We start from the raw sequence: 16,385 nt of genomic DNA on the forward strand, positions 1-16,385 counted from the left end.
CCTGCGCGGGAAGCCCGGCCGGACACGCCCCCTCCCTGCCGGGCAGAACCCCGCAGGGGCGCGGTCACCGCACGGGGAGGTGGTAGGCCACGCGGTAGCGGTCGGCGGGGACGACCACGTCCGCGGTCTCGACGGCGCGGCCCGAGGCGTAGTAGGTCCGCTCGATCACCATGACCACGTGGCCCGGCACGCCGCCGAGGGCGAGCAGCTCCTCCGCGAGCCCGGGACGGGCCCCGACCTGCTCCACCACGTTGTCCACGACGACGTCGATCGCCGCCATCCGCTCCACGACCCCGCAGCCGCCGAGCGGACCCTCCTCGGGGAGCATCACGGGAGTGCGGCCGGTGAGCTCCAGAGGCTCCCAGGAGGTCGAGAGCATCATGGGCTCACCGGCGTCCCGGTAGAGGTAGCGGGTGCGCATCACGCGGTCGCCGAGCCCGACCCCCAGCCGGTCCGCGACCTCGGGGGTGGCGCGCTCCTGCTCGCTGCCGGACTCCCAGGAACCGCGCACCCCCTCCTCGGCCTGCTCCTGCCGGAAGGGGGAGGCGCCGGAGGCGGGGCGGAAGCCGGAGCGGGCCACACGGCGGGGCACCGGGCGCTCGCGCACATACGTCCCCGAGCCGGAGCGGCCCTCGACCAGCCCCTCGGCCATCAGCACCTTGCGGGCCTCCAGGGCCACCGTGTCCGAGACCCCGTACTCCTCGCGGATGCGGGCCTGCGAGGGCAAGCGGGTGTGCGGCGGCAGCGAGCCGTTCACGATCTTCTCGCGCAGATCGCTCGCGACACGCAGATAGGCGGGCTGCTCACCGAAGGCCACTGACCACTCCCCAACACATTGACAGACGGCGACAGCCTGGCAACCGTAGGTTGCCGTCCGCAAGTGCGGGCCACAGTGTCACCCGATGTGATGACTTCCCGGTCGGCGGGGGTTTGGCACCCGCATGCACGATCTTGCCGGAGGCGCACGGGTACGCACCCTTGACCGGAATGGTCCAGACCAATAGCTTCCTTGCCGCACGCACGACTCCGCTCCTCCCCCGTCGGCACCCGCACAGGAACGAGCCAAGCCCATGCGTCGAACAGCCCTGGCCCGTACGGCAGTCGCCCTCAGCTCCCTCGCCCTGCTGGCCACCCTCTCCCCCGCCGCCGCGTCCGCCGGGGGTCGGCCCCCCGCACACGGCTCCGGCCACACCAAGCCCGAACTGCGGCGGGTCGGCTACTTCACCCAGTGGGGCGTCTACGGCCGCGACTTCCAGGTCAAGGACATGGACACCAGCGGCCAGGCCGCGCGCCTCACCCACATCAACTACGCCTTCGGCAACATCAGCCCCGAGGGCACCTGCTTCACCGGCAACGTCCCCGGCGAGGCCGACGCCTGGGCCGACTACGTGCGCCCGCTGGGCGCGGCCGACTCGGTCGACGGCGTCGCCGACACCGCGGACCAGCCGCTCGCCGGGAACTTCAACCAGCTGCGCGAGCTCAAGGCCGAGCACCCCGGCCTGAAGGTGATGATCTCGCTCGGCGGCTGGAGCTGGTCCACCCACTTCTCGGACGCGGTCCGCACACCCGAGTCCCGCCGCGCCCTGGTGTCCTCCTGCATCGACCTGTACCTCAGGGGCGATCTGCCCCGGGACGGTGCGCGCGGCGGCCCGGGGGCGGCCGCCGGGGTCTTCGACGGGATCGACATCGACTGGGAGTGGCCGGGCTCGGCGGGCGACAGCGACACCGTCTACCGGCCGGAGGACAAGCGCAACTTCACCGCCCTGGTGCGCGAGTTCCGCGTGCAGCTCGACGCGCTCGCCGCCGAGCAGCGCGGACGCCACGGCCAGCGGCGGCACTACGAGCTCAGCGCCTTCGTCCCCACCGCCCCCGCGAAGATCGACGCGGGCTTCGAGGTCCGCAGGATCATGCGGGACTTCGACTTCGTGAACCTCCAGGGCTACGACTTCCACGTGTCGGGCGAACCGGTCACCGCCCAGCAGTCGGCCCTGCGGGCGCGCGGGGACTTCAGCGTGCAGCAGACCGTGCGGGACTGGAAGCGCCGGGGCGCACCCGCCCGCAAGCTGGTCGTCGGCATGCCGTTCTACGGGCAGGGCTGGACGGGCGTGCAGGGCGGAGGCGACGGCATGGGGCAGCCCGCCTCCGGTCCGGCCCCCGCCACCTTCGCGAACGGCTACGAGGACTACAAGGCGCTGAGGAGGCTCGCCGCCTCGGACGCCTACACCGTCCACCGGGACCGCCGCGGGGGCCACGCCTGGATCTTCGACGGCACCACCCTGTGGACCTACGACGACCCCGCGGTGCTGCGCGCGAAGGCCGCCTACGTCCGCTCGGAGGGCCTGGGCGGCGCCATGTTCTGGTCCCTGGACGGGGACACGGCGGACGGCGAGCTGACCGCCGCGGTCGACCGGGGGCTGCGCCGCCGCTGAGCCGGCCCGCCCCCGCACGGCGGGACCGGCGCAGGGTCAGACGCCGGTCCCGCCGCCCGAGGCGCCGTCCGCGGTCCCCGCTCCGTCCTTGAGGGAGCCGGTGAGCCGGCCCTCGGTCGCGGCCAGCGCACAGGTGACGGTGCGGTCGCCGAGCGACCAGCTCTCGCGGGTGGGCAGGTAGTAGAAGTTGGCGATGTGCGGGGCGAGCGCGTCCGGGTCCGGCACGTACTTCTCGCTCATGAGGTGGCAGCGCCCCTCCATCTCGCGCTCGTCCGCGGCCGAGCCGGGGTAGCCGCCCTCGTCGTCCAGGAGGTAGCTGCCCGTGACCTCGGCGTCGTGCGGTCGGGCGCAGTCCACCGTCGGGACGGAGAAGGCCTCCGACTCCTCGGGGACCTCCTTGCCCGGGATGTCGAAGCAGTCGCCCTCGGCCAGGTCGAAGGGGCTGCTGGCCGCGGCGTCCAGTCCGTCCCGGACCCCGCGCATGAACTCGCCCGCGGCGCCGGTCGCCACGAAGGCGACGGTCAGCAGCGTACTGACGGCGGAGAGGGCGATACCGGCGACGGCCATGCCCTTGCCGCGCTGGCCCGACCGCCTGATCTGGGCCAGCGCGATGATGCCGAACACCAGACCGAGCGGCGGGATGCAGCAGACCAGGCCCACCACCAGGGCGGTGACGGCCAGTCCGTTGACCGGACGCTGCCCGGGGACCCCCGGGTAGGGGGCGTTCGGCGCGCCGTACGCGGGGTGCGGCGGATGGCCCGCGTACGGGCCCGCGCCCGGCTGGCCGAAGGGCCCCGCCGGGGTGCCGTAGGGCTGCGGGGCGGGGGGCTGGGCGCCGGGCGGGGCGCCGTAGGGCTGCTGCGGGTTCGGCGGCTGCCCGTTCTGGGCTGCGGGGTCCACGGTCGTTGCTCCTCGGTCGTCGTTCGAACCAGTGCGAACGGACGCGCGGATCATACGACGGGGGCAGGGCGCCGGGGCGGGCGGGGCGGGGCCGCGCACGCAGCGGGAGGGGCGGCCGCGAGCGGCCGCCCCTCCCTCGGGAAGGCTGGATCAGCGCCGGGTCAGAACTGCATCGACCAGGCGTCGATCTTGCCGGTGTCCCACCACGCGTTGTCGCTCACGCGCAGCTTCCAGGTGCCGTTGGCCGCCTCGGAGGAGGCGTTCACCGTGTAGGTGGTCAGGATGTTGTCCGAGCTGCCGCCGGAGCCGTAGGACTTCAGGTTGTAGACCGAGCCGTCGGGGGCGACGAGGTCCACCTTCAGGTCACCGATGTAGGTGTGCTTGATGTCCACCGACACCGCGAGGTCCGAGGGCGCGTTCCCGGAGACGCCGCTCACCGTGATCGGCGACTCGACCGTGGAGTTGTCGCTGATCGCGTAGTCGCCGGTGTTCTCGAAGCGGTCCCCGTCCGGCGGCGGCGGCGTGGTGCCGCCGTCGCCGACGTACAGCAGGCGGTTGGGCGAGCCGGAGCCCGGGTTGCCGACCTTGCCCTCGGTGGCGGAGTCGGCGAGGGCCGTGGACACCTGCGCCGGGGTCGCCGAGGTGTTGTCGGCGAGGTAGAGCGCTGCCGCGCCCGCGGCGTGCGGCGCGGCCATCGAGGTGCCGGAGATGGTGTTGGTGGCCGAGTCGCTGGAGTTCCAGGCCGAGGTGATCGAGGAGCCCGGCGCGAAGATGTCCACCACGCTGCCGTAGTTGGAGAAGCTGGAGCGCGCGTCGGAGCTGGTCGTCGAGCCGACCGTGATCGCCTCGGCGACCCTGGCGGGCGAGTAGTTGGAGGCGTTCGCGCCGCTGTTGCCCGCCGCCACCGCGTACGTGACTCCGGAGGCGATCGAGTTGCGGACGGCCTGGTCGAGGGCGCTGTCCACGCCGCCGCCGAGGCTCATGTTGGCCACGGCGGGCTTCTGGGCGTTCTGGGTCACCCAGTCGATGCCCGCGACGACCTGGGCGGTGGTGCCGGAGCCCTGGTTGTTGAGGACGCGGACGCCGACGATCTTGGCCTTCTTGGCCACACCGAAGGAGGACCCCGCGACCGTGCCGGCGACGTGCGTGCCGTGACCGTGGCCGTCCTGCGCCGTGTTGTCGTTGTCGACGGCGTCGTAGCCGTTGAAGGCCCGCCCGCCGAAGTCGTTGTGGCTGATCCGCACGCCGGTGTCGATGACGTAGACGGTCACGCCCTGGCCCGCGGAGTCCGGGTAGGTGTAGCTCTGGTCGAGCGGCAGCGACCGCTGGTCGATGCGGTCGAGGCCCCAGGACGGCGGGCTCGGCTGGGTGCCGGAGATGGTGAAGACGCGGTCCTGGACGACCGACTCGACGGCCGGGTCCGCCGCGAGCTTCCTGGCCTGCGCCTCGCTGACCTGGACCGCGTAGCCGTTGAGCGCCGCGTTGTAGGTCCGCTTGATCTTCGCGCCGTACTCGGCCGCGACCTTCCTGCCCTCGCTGGAGCCCGCATCGGCCTCGGACTCGTCCAGGGTCACGATGTAGCTGCCCTCGATGGCGCCGGGAGCACCGGCGTTCTGGATCTCGCCGACGGGGGACGGCTCGGCCGCGCCGGCGGGAAGCGCGGAGGCGGCGCCGGCCACGAGGGCGGCGACGGCTATGGCGCTGGCTGCGGCGATTCTTCGCCGCGAGTCACGCATCACAGACATGTGAGGGGTCCTCCTCATTGGTGGTGCGTTGCTGTGGGGGTCATGACAAGCAGACGTCAGGGACATGCCAACACATCCGTACCGAGGTGCCGGCACTTCTCGTCCGCCCGTCGAGCGAAAAGGTTGGCCGATCCATAGGAATCGCACAAGAGGGCCCGTACGCCCGGAAACACGAGCGCCACGGGCCTGCCATGCTGACGGCCCATGACGCGCTACCGCTGCCCGGACTGCACGGGCCACTGGCCCATCGACGCCGCCGTCTGGCGCTGCCCGTCCTGCGAGGGCCCCCTCGACCTGGACTTTCCCACCGCACCGGTCCCCCGCGGGCACCTGGGCGCGCGGGTCGGCTCGCTGTGGCGCTACACCGAGGCGCTGCCCTTCACGGCGCCCTCCTGCTCGCTCGGCGAGGGGCGAACGCCGCTGGTCACACTGACCCATACGGTTTCGGCCAAACTGGAGTTCCTGATGCCCACGCTCTCCTTCAAGGACCGGGGAGCGGTGATGCTCGCCGAGCTCGCGCGGCGCCTGGGCGCCCGCAGCGTCCTCGCCGACAGCAGCGGGAACGCGGGGTGCGCGATCTCCGCCTACTGCGCCCGGGCCGGACTCGACTGCACGGTGATGGTCCCGGAGGGCACCTCGCCGAAGAAGACCGAGCAGATCCGGGCCCACGGAGCGCGGCTGGACGTGGTGCCCGGCGACCGCGAGGCCACCGCCGCGGCCGCCCGGGCGGCCGCCGGCCGGCCAGGCGTCTTCTACGCGAGCCACGTATACAACCCGTACTTCCTGCACGGCACCAAGACCTATGTGTACGAGCTCTGGGAGGACCTGGGCGGCACCCTGCCGGAGACGCTCGTCCTCCCCGTGGGCAACGGCACCCTGCTGCTCGGCGCCTCCCTCGCGGTCGGGGAGCTGCGCGCCCACGGGCTGATCGGCACCGCACCGGCCCTGGTGGGCGTGCAGGCGGAGGCGGTCGCCCCGCTGGCCGCCGCCCACCGGGCGGGAGCGGTGGACCTGATCGCGCCCCGCGGTGCGGCCGGTGACGGGGCGGGCGCCTCCGCCGCCCCGGCGACCGTCGCCGAGGGCATCGCCGTCGCCGCGCCGCCGCGGGCCCGTCAGATCCTGCGCGCGGTACGGGAGTCGGGGGGCGCGATCCTGACCGTCCCGGAGGACGCCGTCCGCGCCGCCCAGCGCGACCTCGCCCGCCGAGGGCTGTTCGTGGAGGCCACCGCCGCGGCCTGCTGGGCCGCCGCGGGCAGCTGGAAGGGCCGCACGGCGGTGGTGCCGCTGTGCGGAGCGGGCGCGAAGTCCGGCCTCGCCGGCTGAGCGGCCGGTGCGGCGAGGGGGCCGTGCGGGGGCCGCGGGCGCCGGGTCCCCGTGTCGCACCGGCGGGCCCGTTCCGGCCGTGATACGTGAAAGGGATGCTCAGCGGAGTCCGCAACCGTGTCCTGCCCGCCTCACAGCGCCGCTCACTGGAAGAGCTGTCGGACGACCTCGACCTGTCGTCCGGGGACACGAGGGCGAAGCGGTCCGCGTTCTGGACCATGCTGACCCTGTCCGCGGTCATCGCCGCCGGAGGAGTGATCACGGACTCCACCGCGACCGTGATCGGCGCCATGATCATCGCTCCGCTGTCCACCCCGATCATGAGCATCGCCGTCGGGTCGGTGATGAGCCGCCGGACCGGCTCGATCAGGACCGTCCTCGCCTCCTGCCTCCTGGTGATCGCCATCGGGGCCCTGCTGTCCATCGTGCTGCCGGAGAACTACGACCTGCTCTCCAACAGCCAGATCTCCTCCCGCACCTCCCCCGGGCTGATGGACCTGATCGCCGCCCTGGCGACCGGCTTCGCCGGCGCCGTGGCGCTCGCCCGCCGCGACGTGGCCGCCGTCCTGCCCGGGGTGGCCATCGCGATCTCCCTGGTCCCGCCCCTGGTGGTGGCCGGGGTGTGCCTCAGCCACGGCGAGGTGTGGCTGGCGCTCGGCGCGGTGCTGCTGTTCGTGTCCAACCTGTTCGCCCTGATCTTCGGCGGCATCGTGGTCTTCGCGACCCTGGGCTACGGCGCGGAGCCCACCGCCGGCAGGCGCCGGCCCCGGCGCACCGTGTACGTGGCGATGAGCCTGCTGTTCGCCGTGGTCTTCGTACCTCTGGCCGCCAACACCGCGCTCACCCTGCTGATCAACACCTGGACCGCCCGCGCCAAGACCCAGGCCGAGCTGTGGCTCTCGGACGACCCCGGAGCCACGGTCACCCAGGTGAGCGCCGCCTCCAGGACCCTCTACATCCAGGTCCGCACCAAGGACGACCTCCCGCCGGTGGACGGCCTGCTGGAGCGGCTGGAAGGCCAGATCCCCAACGGCATCCCGGTGGTGGTGGAGTCCACCCGCGGCAGGCGGGTCGAGGTCGGGCGGGTGGGCCAGTAGCGAGGCCGGGAGCGGGCGGCGCCCCGGCGCCGGGCGGGACGCCGGTGCCGCGGGGCCGGGCGGGACGCCGGTGCCCCGGCGCCGGGCGGGACGCCGGTGCCGCGGGGCCGGGCGCGCCCGCGGCGGCCTTCGCGACCGGCCACCGCGGGCGGGAGGGCACCGGATTCCGGCGGCGCCCACCGGGGGGGTGCTCAGGCGGGGCGGCCCGGGGAGACGTGGCGCACCGTGTTGGCGAAGGCGACGCCGTGGCTCTTGACGTCGATGGCGATCCGGTCGCCGTCGGCGATGCGGAAGCCCTCGTGGAAGCTCGCCTCGTCGGCGCCCAGGAGGACGTAGTTGACCAGGCCGGGACGGCGCACCGCGGGGAACGAGAACAGGTGCTCCACCATGTCCGGCACCCGGAAGTACAGGGCGTCCGAGCCGCAGTCGAAGCTCCCGCTCCAGGCGGCCGCACCGTCCCGCTCGATGGTGACCCGGCCGGTCACCGAGCGGGGCGGTTCGCCCAGGAACAGCCAGGGGGCCAGCGCGGTGTCGCACAGCTTGCAGTACGGGTTGTAGCCGGGGTCCCTGCGGTGCAGGCCGATGTCGCACAGGTCGTTGCCGAAGGTGTAGCCCGCGTAGTGCGGCCTGCCGTCGGCGTCGTTGACGTAGACGAGGGCCACCTCCGGCTCCTCGATCAGCGCGACCGGCTCGGCGGGGACGTGCAGTGCCTCCCCCGGCATCCGCACCCAGTCGCCGAAGCCCTTGAAGAACCACTTGGGCGGCGTGAAGTCCCCGTCCTCAGGGGCGCTGAGACCGCCCCACTTCTTCTTGTGCGTGCCCATGAACCCGCTCAGCAGGGCATGGCCGGAGGCCGTGGGCAGCAGCGGCGGCAGCGGACGCACCTCCGGGTCCCCGGCGGTGACGGTGACGCTCCCGGCGCCGTCGGTGAGCGCGGCGCGCAGGGCGGCCTCCGAGGCGCCGGCGGCGACGACGGCCGCCGCCAGCTGCCCGTCGGCCACCGGGTGGAGGGTCTGCGGCGCACCCGGCTCGGGCAGCCCGAAGCCGACATGGCGCGCACCCCGGTAGGTGGCCTCGAAGAGGGTCGGGACAGACATGGGAAGGGCCTCCTTGGCCTCGTGGTCAGAACTGGCGGGCGGGAGCGGTGCCGTGGCGGTGCGGGTGGGGCCGCGCGCCGGTGAGGTCGGACAGCGCGTCGCCGACCCACTCGACCGCCTGCCGGATCCAGGGCAGCGCGAGCGGGTCCGGCGCGTCGAGCGCGGCCGTGCGCTGCGCGTCGGAGTCGCCGTACAGGCGGCTGGTGGCGGCCCGGATCCGCAGGAGCCGTCCCTGCTCCCCGAACGCGCCGGCCGGGAGCACCCCTATGCCGTGGCGCTCGCCGAGGAACCGGGCCAGGTCCTCGCCGCCCTCCACACCGCGGGTCCGGGCGAGCCGGTCCCGGAGCGGCTCGAAGTCCGGGTACAGGTAGCAGGTCGCGCGGACGGGCGCGAGGAGCGCCCCGGCCGCGGTGAAGCGCTCGGCGACCGCGCGCGCCACCGCCCCGTGCAGCCGGCGCCCGGCCGCGATGCGCTCGGTGATCTCCGGTGGCTCGCCGAAGGCGTAGGCGGCGGCCGCCTGCACGGGTGCCGGCGGACTCGACCAGATCTGGCTGGCGACGGAGACGAGCCGGGTGTGCAGGGCACGGCCGGTGTCGCTGTCGGGCAGCCGGGCCACTCCGGTGCGCCATCCGCCCACCGCCAGGTTCTTGGTCAGGCCGGTGGTCACGACGGTGCGTTCGGGAGCGTGCCGGGCAGGGGAACCGGCCGGCGCCGAGGTGTCGAAGAGCAGGTCGCCGTAGATCTCGTCGGAGACGATCACCAGGTCGAGGTCGCGGGCCGCCGCGGCCAGGCGCCGCAGCGTGCCGGGCGAGGCGACGGTGCCGGTCGGGTTGTCCGGCACGGTCACCACCACGGCGCGGGGGTCCCGGCCCGCGGCGCGGGCCGCGGTGACCGCCTCGCGCAGCCGCTCCGGATCCGGCACCCCGCCCTCGCCCGGCAGGATCGGCACGGGCAGCGGACGCGCTCCGGCGAGCCGGGCGTGCGCCGCGTAGCTCACCCAGCTCGGCACGGGCACGACCACGTCGCCGCCGAGGGCGAGCAGCAGGGCGAACAGCAGCGGCTTGCTGCCGGGCCCGGCCACGACGAGCCCCGGGTCGACGGCCAGGCCCCGCCTCGCCCAGTAGCCGGCGGCGGCGGCGCGCAGGGCCTCGCTGCCGGGCACGGGGCCGTACGCGTTGTCGTCCGCGGCGGCGGCGAGCCTGTCCCGCAGGGCGGGAAGCACGGGAAGGCCGATCTCCCCGCTCGCCATCGGCAGGACGCGCTCCCCCGCCCGGCGCCTGCGGGCGAGGGCTTCGTCGGCGGCGAGGGTCGCCGACATGGGGACCGCTGTGAACTCGGGCATGTCCAGCTCCAGGGTGAAGGGCTCGGGGCCGTCAGCCGGCCGTCGGGGCGTACCGCTGCCGCAGCTCCGCCTTGCGGACCTTTCCGGTCAGCGTCTTGGGCAGGGCGGGCAGCAGCTCCACCCGGTCCGGCAGGAAGCCGGAGTCGTGCCCCGACTCCCGGAGATGGGAGCGGACCTCGTCGAGCGAGGGCCCCTCGGCCCCGTGCGGCACGACCACGGCGCAGATCTCCGTCCCGCCGCGGTCCGCCCCGCACGGCAGCCCCACCAGGGCCGCCTCGACGGCCTTCGGGTGGCTGCCGATGACGGCCTCCAGCTCCGTCATGGGGGCCACCCGTCCGTCGCGGACGATCGCGTCGCGGGCGCGGCCGACGATCCGGATGCCGCCGCTGCCGTCGTCCCGCGCGAGGTCCCCGGTGTCGAACCAGCCGTCCGCGCCGAACTCCGCCGCGAACGCCTCCTCCCGCCGGTAGTAGCCGAGGGCCAGCGAGGCGCCGCGCACCCTGAGCCGGCCGACGGGGGTGCCCGTGGCGTCGGTTCCCGTGGGGTCGATGCGGGTCTGCATGGCGTCGATGGGGCTCCCGTTGCTCTCCGCCGCCCGGAGTTCGGGATCCTCCGGACGGGTCATGGTCACCGGCCCGTTCTCGGACATGCCCCACAGCGAGTAGGTGCGCGCGCCGAGCGTTTCGTGGACCTCGTCGGCCAGCGCCTTCAGCACCGGTGCGGAGCCGATGACCACGTGGCGCAGCGTGCTCGTGTCCCGGCGGGCGGACCGCTGCGAGGCGGCCACGTCCGCGAGGGTGGCGGGCGGGCCGTACAGGAGCGTGGCCCCGTAGCGCTCCACGAGGTCCAGGAGCGCCTCGTTCCTGCGCACGTCCTGGAAGGCCACCGTGCCGCCGAGCATGACACCGGCGAGCACGCCCTGGGCGAAGCCCGAGTAGTGCACGAGCGGCGTGGAGACGGCGGCGACCCAGTCGTCGCCGAGCCCGAAGGCGTCGGCATAGCCGCGCACCGCCGAGTGGACCGTGTTCTGGCTGTGCAGCACGCCCTTGGACTCCCCGGTGGTGCCGGAGGTGAACAGGACCACGAAGGGCTCGTCCGCGGTGAGCGCCGGGCCCTGCGGCCCGGGGCCCGCGTGCGCCTCGCGCTCCTCGGCCACGCAGTGGGCATGGAAGGAGAGCGCCCCCTCGGGCACCGGCCCGTCCACGACCAGCACGTGGTCGAGCGAGGGGAGTTCGCCCCGCAGCCCGGTGACGATCCGCGCCAGGGGCGTGCCCGCCCACTGGGGGAGCGTGACGCACACCCGGGCCCCGGTGAGGCCGAGGCGGTGCCGCAGCTCGCTCTCCGGGCAGATCGGGGAGATCGGGCAGATGACGGCGCCGATGCGCATGCAGGCGAACATCAGCGGGACCGTCTCCCACCGGTTGGGCAGCTGCACGGCGACGACGTCGCCGCGGCGCACCCCGAGGTCGCCCAGGGCCAGGGCGAAGCGCTCCGTCAGCCGGGCGAGCTCGGCGTAGGTGAGGGTGTCGGTGCGGGACTCGGCGACACGGCGGCCCGCGACGGCGAGCTTGTGCGGGCGCTCCCGCGCCTGGCGGAGGAGGTCGTCGAGGAAGGTCTCCTCGCGCCACCAGCCGCGGCGCCGGTACTCCGCCGCCCGCTCCTCGGCGGACGCGGCCGCCGCCTCGGCGTGCACGCTCGCGGAGGGTCCGCCGGCCCGGCTCATCGCAGTCCCCCGCGGAGGTCCTTGCGGCGGGCGTCCAGCAGTTCGGGCAGCGGGTTCCCCGCACGCGCGGCGGCGATCTGGAGGAGGTCCCGGGTGTTGTGGCGCACCCGGTCGGCGACCCAGTCGAAGACCCAGGCCTTGCGGGCGTCCGCAGCCAGGTCGAAGGGGACGACCCGGGTGACGGCCAGGGCGGCCGAGGCCGCGCCGCCGATGTTGGCGATCACACCGGGGACCAGGGTGGAGCCCGAGGCCGCGATCTTCTCCTTCGCCTCGTCGCTGGAGGCGAGGTTGGCGCCCTCGACGACCAGCCGGGCGCGCAGCCGGTGGGTGTTCTCCGCGGTGAGCGCGTACTTCTGCGCCGCGAGGACCAGCAGGTCGGCGTCGACGTCCAGCCAGGCGTCGGGCTCGCGGGACTCCGTGACGCCCTCCGGCAGCCGGGAGCGGTCGATCCGCCCGAACCGGTCCGTGACGGCCACCAGGTCGGCCACGGGAAGGCGGTCCGCAGTGAGGGTGCCGTGCACGTCGGCGACGCCGACGACGCGGTGCCCGCGGTCCTCCAGGTAGCGGGCGACGGCCCTTCCCACCGCTCCGAAGCCCTGCACCACGACGCGCGCCGAGCGGGTGCCGCCGCCTGCCTCCAGGGCGGTGACGGCGGCCACTCCGACCCCGTGCCCGGTGCAGTCGATCAGGGGCTCGTAGTACGTCCGCCAGTCGATGGGCATGTCCGGGGCGCCCAGCCGGTAGCGCGGGTCGTAGCCGGCCTCGTCGAAGAAGACGGCGCGGTCGGCCGGGGTGACCCCCATGTCGATCCCGAGGTGGATGCCGCCGTGCAGCAGCGGCTTGACGGTGCGGCCGAAGGTGCGGAAGGTCGCCTCCCGGTCGGTGCCGTCGGAGGCGATGCCCGCCTTGGCCCCTCCGATGCGCAGCCCCGCGAGGGTGAACTTGTCGGTCATGTCGCGGGCGAGCCCGGCGACCTCCTCCTCGGTGACGCCGGGGGTCATCCGGGTGCCGCCCATCGCGAGGCCGTCGACCAGGGTGTCGACGACCACCCAGCCCTTGAGGCTGCCGCCGCTGCCGTTCAGGTGCACGGTGAAAGCGGGTTCCTGCGTACTGTCCTCGGCGCTCATCGCGGGTCCTTCCGTGAGTGGGGTGGGTTCGGGGGGAGGGGGCTGCGCGCGCCCCGGGCGGGAGGCGGCGTCACCGGTAGAGCCGGGAGAAGCCGCGCAGGATCTCCAGCCCGTCGCTGCGGAACTCCAGATGCGCCTGGGAGCCGTGGATCCGGCCGTCGTCGGAGCGGAGGAACTCCACGGGTGCGTGCGCGGAGCGGCCGATGGAGCGGAAGCCCTCGGGAGCCTCGCGGAGGTAGAGGGTGTGCCGGTGGAAGACGGTCACCGTGGGCTTGACGTAGGTGAACAGCGGCTCCTCCGTGTCCACCTGCGCCTCGTGGCCGCCGACGCGCTGGGGGCCCTCCTCCAGCCGCCCGCCGGCCGCCACCGCCAGCAGCTGCATGCCGCCGCAGATCCCGAGCACCGGCACCCCGGCGCCCATCACGAGGTCGGTCAGCGGCCGGTAGAAGGCGGTGTCGTGGGCGCGCACCTTGGTGCCGCTCAGGACGACGGCCTGGTAGCGGCCGTCGAGGCGGGCGGGCACGGAGGCCACGTCGACCGCATCGGTCACCGAGCCCAGCTGCTCCAGCCGGGCGCGGAGTTGTTTCAGGGACAGCGTGCCGTTGTTGACGACGAGCACTCGGGGCTGCGTCATGCTCGGTACTCCTCACGTACGGGTGATGACGGTGCCGGTGCTCCCGGCGAGCAGTTCGGTGACGGGCGCGCTGCCGATGACGACGCGGCCCACTCCGGCGTCCAGCGCCTCGCCGGCGGCACGCAGCTTCTTGCGCATGCCTCCGGTGGCCTTCCTGTCCCGGAACTCGGCGGCGGCCCGGGCGGTGATCCGGGGCACCGGTTCGCCGTCGACGAGCAGATGGGGGACGTCGGTGACGAGGACCAGGCCCCCGGCGCCGAGGGCCCCGGCGACGGCGGCGGCCGCCCGGTCGCCGTCGGTGTTCACCTCCCGGCCGGTTCCGTTGCGGGCCAGGGGGGTGACCAGGCAGGTGCGGCCCGGTGCCAGGTTCTTCAGCAGCGCGGGGTCCACGCCGGTGATCGGGCCGACCAGGTTGTCCAGCTCGACCAGCTGCCGGTCCTTCCACCACCAGCGTTCGCCCTCGCCCGCGGTCACCAGCCCGTCGCTGCCGAGGATCCGCTCCGCCGCGAGGCCCCGCCGCTCCAGGCGGCGGAGGATCTCTTCGCCCAGGCGGGCGCTGACGGTGCGGATGTCCGCGAGGACCTCCGGCGTGGTCCACCTGCTCTGGTTGCCGTACCGGTCCCGCAGGATCGCCGAGCCGTCGCGGTAGCGCGGCCTGAGCGCCTTCAGCGGCCGGGACCAGCCGTGCACGAGGACCACGGGGTGCTCCCGGGCGTGCCGGGCCAGGTCGTCCCACCAGGCTTCGGCGAGGGTCTCCAGGCAGCTGCCGCCGAGCTTGACCACGGTCGGCGGCGGTTCGGGCCTCTCTCCGTTCACGCCGGCATCACGGGCAGCATCGACAGGCCCGCCTCCTCCGGCAGCGCGAACCGCCTGTTCACCGCCTGCACGGCCTGGCCCGCGGCGCCCTTGACCAGGTTGTCCAGGGCGGCGAGGACGACGATGCGGCCGCCCTCCTCGTCGTGCATCACCGTCACGTCGCAGTAGTTGGAGCCCAGGACGGCCTGCGGGTCGGGCACCGGGACCAGGGTCTCGGTGTGCCGCCGCACCCGCACGAACCGGTGCTCCTTGTAGAAGCGCAGGTACGCCCGCTGGAGTTCGCGCTGGTCCACGGGCTCGTCGAGGAACACGTACGAGCTGGTGAGCAGTCCGCGCACCTGGGGGACGCCGTAGGCCGACATGGACAGCCTGCCGATGCTGCCCCGCCCGCCGCGGCCTAGGAAGTCGCCGACCTCGGCGGCGTGCCGGTGCCCCACGGGGGCGTACGGGGCGATCGCACCGGCGCGCAGCGGGTGCAGGTCCGCGGTGCGCAGTTGCAGCCCGCCGCCGCTGGAGCCGCTCTTGCCGTCCACCACCACGGTGCCGAGGTCAAGGCCCAGGCCCAGGGTGAGGGGGGCCAGGCCCAGCGTGATCGCCGTGGCGTAGCAGCCGGGCAGGGAGATCAGCGCGGCGTCCGCCATCCGGTCGCCGACCAGCTCGGGCACGCCGTAGACGAAGCGGTCCGCCAGGTCGGTGCGCCGTGCGACCTTGGGGTACCAGCGGTCGTGCAGCTCCGGTGTCCGGATGCGGAACGCGCCGCTGAGGTCGACCACGGCCGGGATCCGGTCCGCGAGCAGCCCGGCCAGCTCCGCCGACACCGGGGCCGGCGTCGCCAGCAGCAGGACGTCGACGCGGTCGGCGACGTCCTCGGTGACCGGTTCCACGGCCAGGCCGAGTTCGAGCCGCAGGCCCGGGTGCAGTTCGGCCGGGCGCCTGCCGATGTTGGAGGAGCCCCCGAGGAAGGCCAGCTCCAGGTCGGGGTGCTGGGTGACCAGCCTGATGAGTTCGCCGCCGGCGAGTCCCGAGGCGCCGACGACTCCGACACGGATCACGTGAGTATCTCCTGCAGATGGCGGGCGACGGCCCGCGGGATGTCCGCCCCGGTGGACTGGCTGACGGCCCTGAACGCCGGGGCGTGGTTGACCTCGTTGACGACGTATCCGTCGGCGGTCCGGAACAGGTCGATGCCGTAGATGCCCGGTCCGAGGGCGTCCAGCACCCCGTCGACGACCTTGCCGATCTCCGGGTCGTGGTCCAGCGAGCGGCTCTGGTTGCCGAGCGCCGCGTTGCTGCGCCAGTCCTCGCCCGCGCTCGCGAACTCCGCGGTGGCGACCGGCTCCCGGCCGACCACGAGGCAGCGGACCGAGGTGCCGCCGTCCAGGTAGGGCTCCACCAGGCACGCCTGCTCGAAGGCGTGCCCGAGGTCCTCGACGTAGTCGTAGACGGACTGGGCGGTGTCGGCGTGCCGGATCAGGGTGACGCGCTTGCCCATGCCGCCGAAGACCGGCTTCAGCACGACCGGTGGTTCCAGTTCGCCGAGAGCCGCGGCGAAGTCCTTGCGGGAGAGCACGAGCCGGAAGTCCGGCACGGGGACCCCCGCGGCGTGCAGCACGCTGCGCAGGACCGCCTTGTTCTCGCAGGCGTTGATCGCCCCCGCGCTGTTGAGGACGGGGACTCCGGCCGCTTCGGCGAGGGTGGCGACCAGGCCGCCGCGGGTGTAGCTGCGGCTGCGCACGAGCAGCGCCTGGTAGCCGGTCACCGCGGGGGCCTTGGGGTGGCCGAGGCACAGGGACTCGTCGTTGACCCAGTCGATGCGCAGGCCGTGCTCCGGGGCGGTCTCGATCAGCCGGCGTTCCTCCCAGCCGAGGCGGTCCGCGACGATCGCTACGTGAAGGGTCATCTCACTGGCCCCAGTCGCGGAGCTGGACCTCGACCATCTGGAGGCTGAGCCTGCCGTCCTGGACGTCCTCGACGCGCAGCGTCAGCATGCACTCGGGGCAGGACAGCGTCTCCCCCCGGACGATCGGGGGCACGGTCAGGTCGGTCTCGCACTCGGGGCAGATGCCGCTCAGGGTGGCGGTGGTCATGGGGTGACTCCGTAGGTCGTGGTGGTCGTGGTGGTGGTGCCGGAGGGCGGGGGGCGGCCGGCCGG

The 16,385-nt window shown here is 74.1% G+C and carries 15 protein-coding genes; 3 read left to right on the forward strand and 12 right to left on the reverse strand.

The window, feature by feature from the left end; genetic code table 11:
• Window positions 1-64: 64 nt before the first annotated feature.
• Window positions 65-817, reverse strand: a complete 753-nt coding sequence (locus NPS70_RS14970; protein WP_256524721.1) for a GntR family transcriptional regulator — start codon at window positions 815-817, stop codon at window positions 65-67.
• A 253-nt stretch (window positions 818-1,070) separates the two neighbouring features.
• Here NPS70_RS14970 and NPS70_RS14975 point away from each other — a divergent pair, with 253 nt between their 5' ends.
• Complete coding sequence (locus NPS70_RS14975) at window positions 1,071-2,429, forward strand: glycoside hydrolase family 18 protein (protein ID WP_256524722.1); 1,359 nt, start codon at window positions 1,071-1,073, stop codon at window positions 2,427-2,429.
• 36 nt (window positions 2,430-2,465) lie between these two features.
• On the opposite strand, the gene NPS70_RS14980 is transcribed toward NPS70_RS14975, so the two are convergent.
• On the reverse strand, window positions 2,466-3,329 hold the full coding sequence (locus tag NPS70_RS14980; RefSeq protein WP_256524723.1) for a DUF4190 domain-containing protein: 864 nt from the start codon (window positions 3,327-3,329) through the stop codon (window positions 2,466-2,468).
• A gap of 161 nt (window positions 3,330-3,490) precedes the next feature.
• On the reverse strand, window positions 3,491-5,074 hold the full coding sequence (locus NPS70_RS14985; protein WP_256524724.1) for a S8 family peptidase: 1,584 nt from the start codon (window positions 5,072-5,074) through the stop codon (window positions 3,491-3,493).
• Window positions 5,075-5,278: 204 nt separating this feature from the next.
• On the opposite strand from NPS70_RS14985, the gene NPS70_RS14990 reads away from it, so the two are divergent.
• Together NPS70_RS14990 and NPS70_RS14995 are read left to right on the forward strand one after the other, a co-directional pair.
• On the forward strand, window positions 5,279-6,397 hold the full coding sequence (locus tag NPS70_RS14990) for a pyridoxal-phosphate dependent enzyme (RefSeq protein ID WP_256524725.1): 1,119 nt from the start codon (window positions 5,279-5,281) through the stop codon (window positions 6,395-6,397).
• Window positions 6,398-6,492: 95 nt separating this feature from the next.
• Window positions 6,493-7,494, forward strand: a complete 1,002-nt coding sequence (locus NPS70_RS14995; protein ID WP_256524726.1) for a TIGR00341 family protein — start codon at window positions 6,493-6,495, stop codon at window positions 7,492-7,494.
• Window positions 7,495-7,685: 191 nt separating this feature from the next.
• Here the strand turns inward: NPS70_RS14995 and NPS70_RS15000 are convergent, their stop codons facing one another.
• The 9 genes from NPS70_RS15000 to NPS70_RS15040 all read right to left on the reverse strand — a co-directional run bounded on the left by NPS70_RS15000 (window position 7,686) and on the right by NPS70_RS15040 (window position 16,320).
• Entirely contained in the window at window positions 7,686-8,591 is a 906-nt protein-coding gene (locus NPS70_RS15000) for a fumarylacetoacetate (FAA) hydrolase (RefSeq protein WP_256524727.1), read from the reverse strand.
• A gap of 25 nt (window positions 8,592-8,616) precedes the next feature.
• A complete protein-coding gene (locus tag NPS70_RS15005) occupies window positions 8,617-9,933 on the reverse strand; it encodes a pyridoxal phosphate-dependent aminotransferase (RefSeq protein ID WP_256524728.1) in 1,317 nt (438 codons plus the stop codon).
• Between the two features lie 31 nt (window positions 9,934-9,964).
• Window positions 9,965-11,626: an AMP-binding protein gene (locus NPS70_RS15010; RefSeq protein ID WP_374212002.1), complete on the reverse strand. Its 1,662-nt coding sequence runs from the start codon at window positions 11,624-11,626 to the stop codon at window positions 9,965-9,967.
• A 26-nt stretch (window positions 11,627-11,652) separates the two neighbouring features.
• Window positions 11,653-12,783, reverse strand: a complete 1,131-nt coding sequence (locus NPS70_RS15015; RefSeq protein ID WP_256524731.1) for a Glu/Leu/Phe/Val dehydrogenase dimerization domain-containing protein — start codon at window positions 12,781-12,783, stop codon at window positions 11,653-11,655.
• A gap of 70 nt (window positions 12,784-12,853) precedes the next feature.
• Complete coding sequence (locus tag NPS70_RS15020) at window positions 12,854-13,417, reverse strand: type 1 glutamine amidotransferase (RefSeq protein ID WP_256524732.1); 564 nt, start codon at window positions 13,415-13,417, stop codon at window positions 12,854-12,856.
• Window positions 13,418-13,429: 12 nt separating this feature from the next.
• A complete protein-coding gene (locus NPS70_RS15025; RefSeq protein WP_256524733.1) occupies window positions 13,430-14,233 on the reverse strand; it encodes an acetylglutamate kinase in 804 nt (267 codons plus the stop codon).
• Window positions 14,230-15,285 (reverse strand): N-acetyl-gamma-glutamyl-phosphate reductase, encoded by a 1,056-nt coding sequence (gene argC, locus NPS70_RS15030; protein WP_256524734.1) that lies wholly within the window; start codon window positions 15,283-15,285, stop codon window positions 14,230-14,232. The genes NPS70_RS15025 and argC overlap by 4 nt, the downstream gene beginning before the upstream one ends.
• Window positions 15,282-16,133 carry a RimK family alpha-L-glutamate ligase gene (locus NPS70_RS15035; RefSeq protein ID WP_256524735.1) on the reverse strand — a complete coding sequence of 284 codons (852 nt, stop codon included), beginning with the start codon at window positions 16,131-16,133 and terminating at the stop codon, window positions 15,282-15,284. Before NPS70_RS15035 ends, argC begins: the two co-directional genes overlap by 4 nt.
• Window position 16,134: 1 nt before the next feature.
• Window positions 16,135-16,320 carry a lysine biosynthesis protein LysW gene (locus NPS70_RS15040; protein WP_256524736.1) on the reverse strand — a complete coding sequence of 62 codons (186 nt, stop codon included), beginning with the start codon at window positions 16,318-16,320 and terminating at the stop codon, window positions 16,135-16,137.
• Window positions 16,321-16,385 lie beyond the last annotated feature (65 nt).

The organism is Streptomyces sp. C10-9-1, from assembly GCF_024497955.1.
GTDB lineage: Bacteria > Actinomycetota > Actinomycetes > Streptomycetales > Streptomycetaceae > Streptomyces > Streptomyces sanyensis.

Bases quoted from the DNA above. Each gene is read 5' to 3' on its own strand.
- NPS70_RS14975 (WP_256524722.1), top strand. From the start codon at position 1,071: ATGCGTCGAACAGCCCTGGCCCGTACGGCAGTCGCCCTCAGCTCCCTC.
- NPS70_RS14985 (WP_256524724.1), bottom strand. From the start codon at position 5,074: ATGTCTGTGATGCGTGACTCGCGGCGAAGAATCGCCGCAGCCAGCGCC.
- NPS70_RS14990 (WP_256524725.1), top strand. From the start codon at position 5,279: ATGACGCGCTACCGCTGCCCGGACTGCACGGGCCACTGGCCCATCGAC.
- NPS70_RS14995 (WP_256524726.1), top strand. From the start codon at position 6,493: ATGCTCAGCGGAGTCCGCAACCGTGTCCTGCCCGCCTCACAGCGCCGC.
- NPS70_RS15000 (WP_256524727.1), bottom strand. From the start codon at position 8,591: ATGTCTGTCCCGACCCTCTTCGAGGCCACCTACCGGGGTGCGCGCCAT.
- NPS70_RS15005 (WP_256524728.1), bottom strand. From the start codon at position 9,933: ATGCCCGAGTTCACAGCGGTCCCCATGTCGGCGACCCTCGCCGCCGAC.
- NPS70_RS15015 (WP_256524731.1), bottom strand. From the start codon at position 12,783: ATGAGCGCCGAGGACAGTACGCAGGAACCCGCTTTCACCGTGCACCTG.
- NPS70_RS15020 (WP_256524732.1), bottom strand. From the start codon at position 13,417: ATGACGCAGCCCCGAGTGCTCGTCGTCAACAACGGCACGCTGTCCCTG.
- NPS70_RS15035 (WP_256524735.1), bottom strand. From the start codon at position 16,133: ATGACCCTTCACGTAGCGATCGTCGCGGACCGCCTCGGCTGGGAGGAA.
- NPS70_RS15040 (WP_256524736.1), bottom strand. From the start codon at position 16,320: ATGACCACCGCCACCCTGAGCGGCATCTGCCCCGAGTGCGAGACCGAC.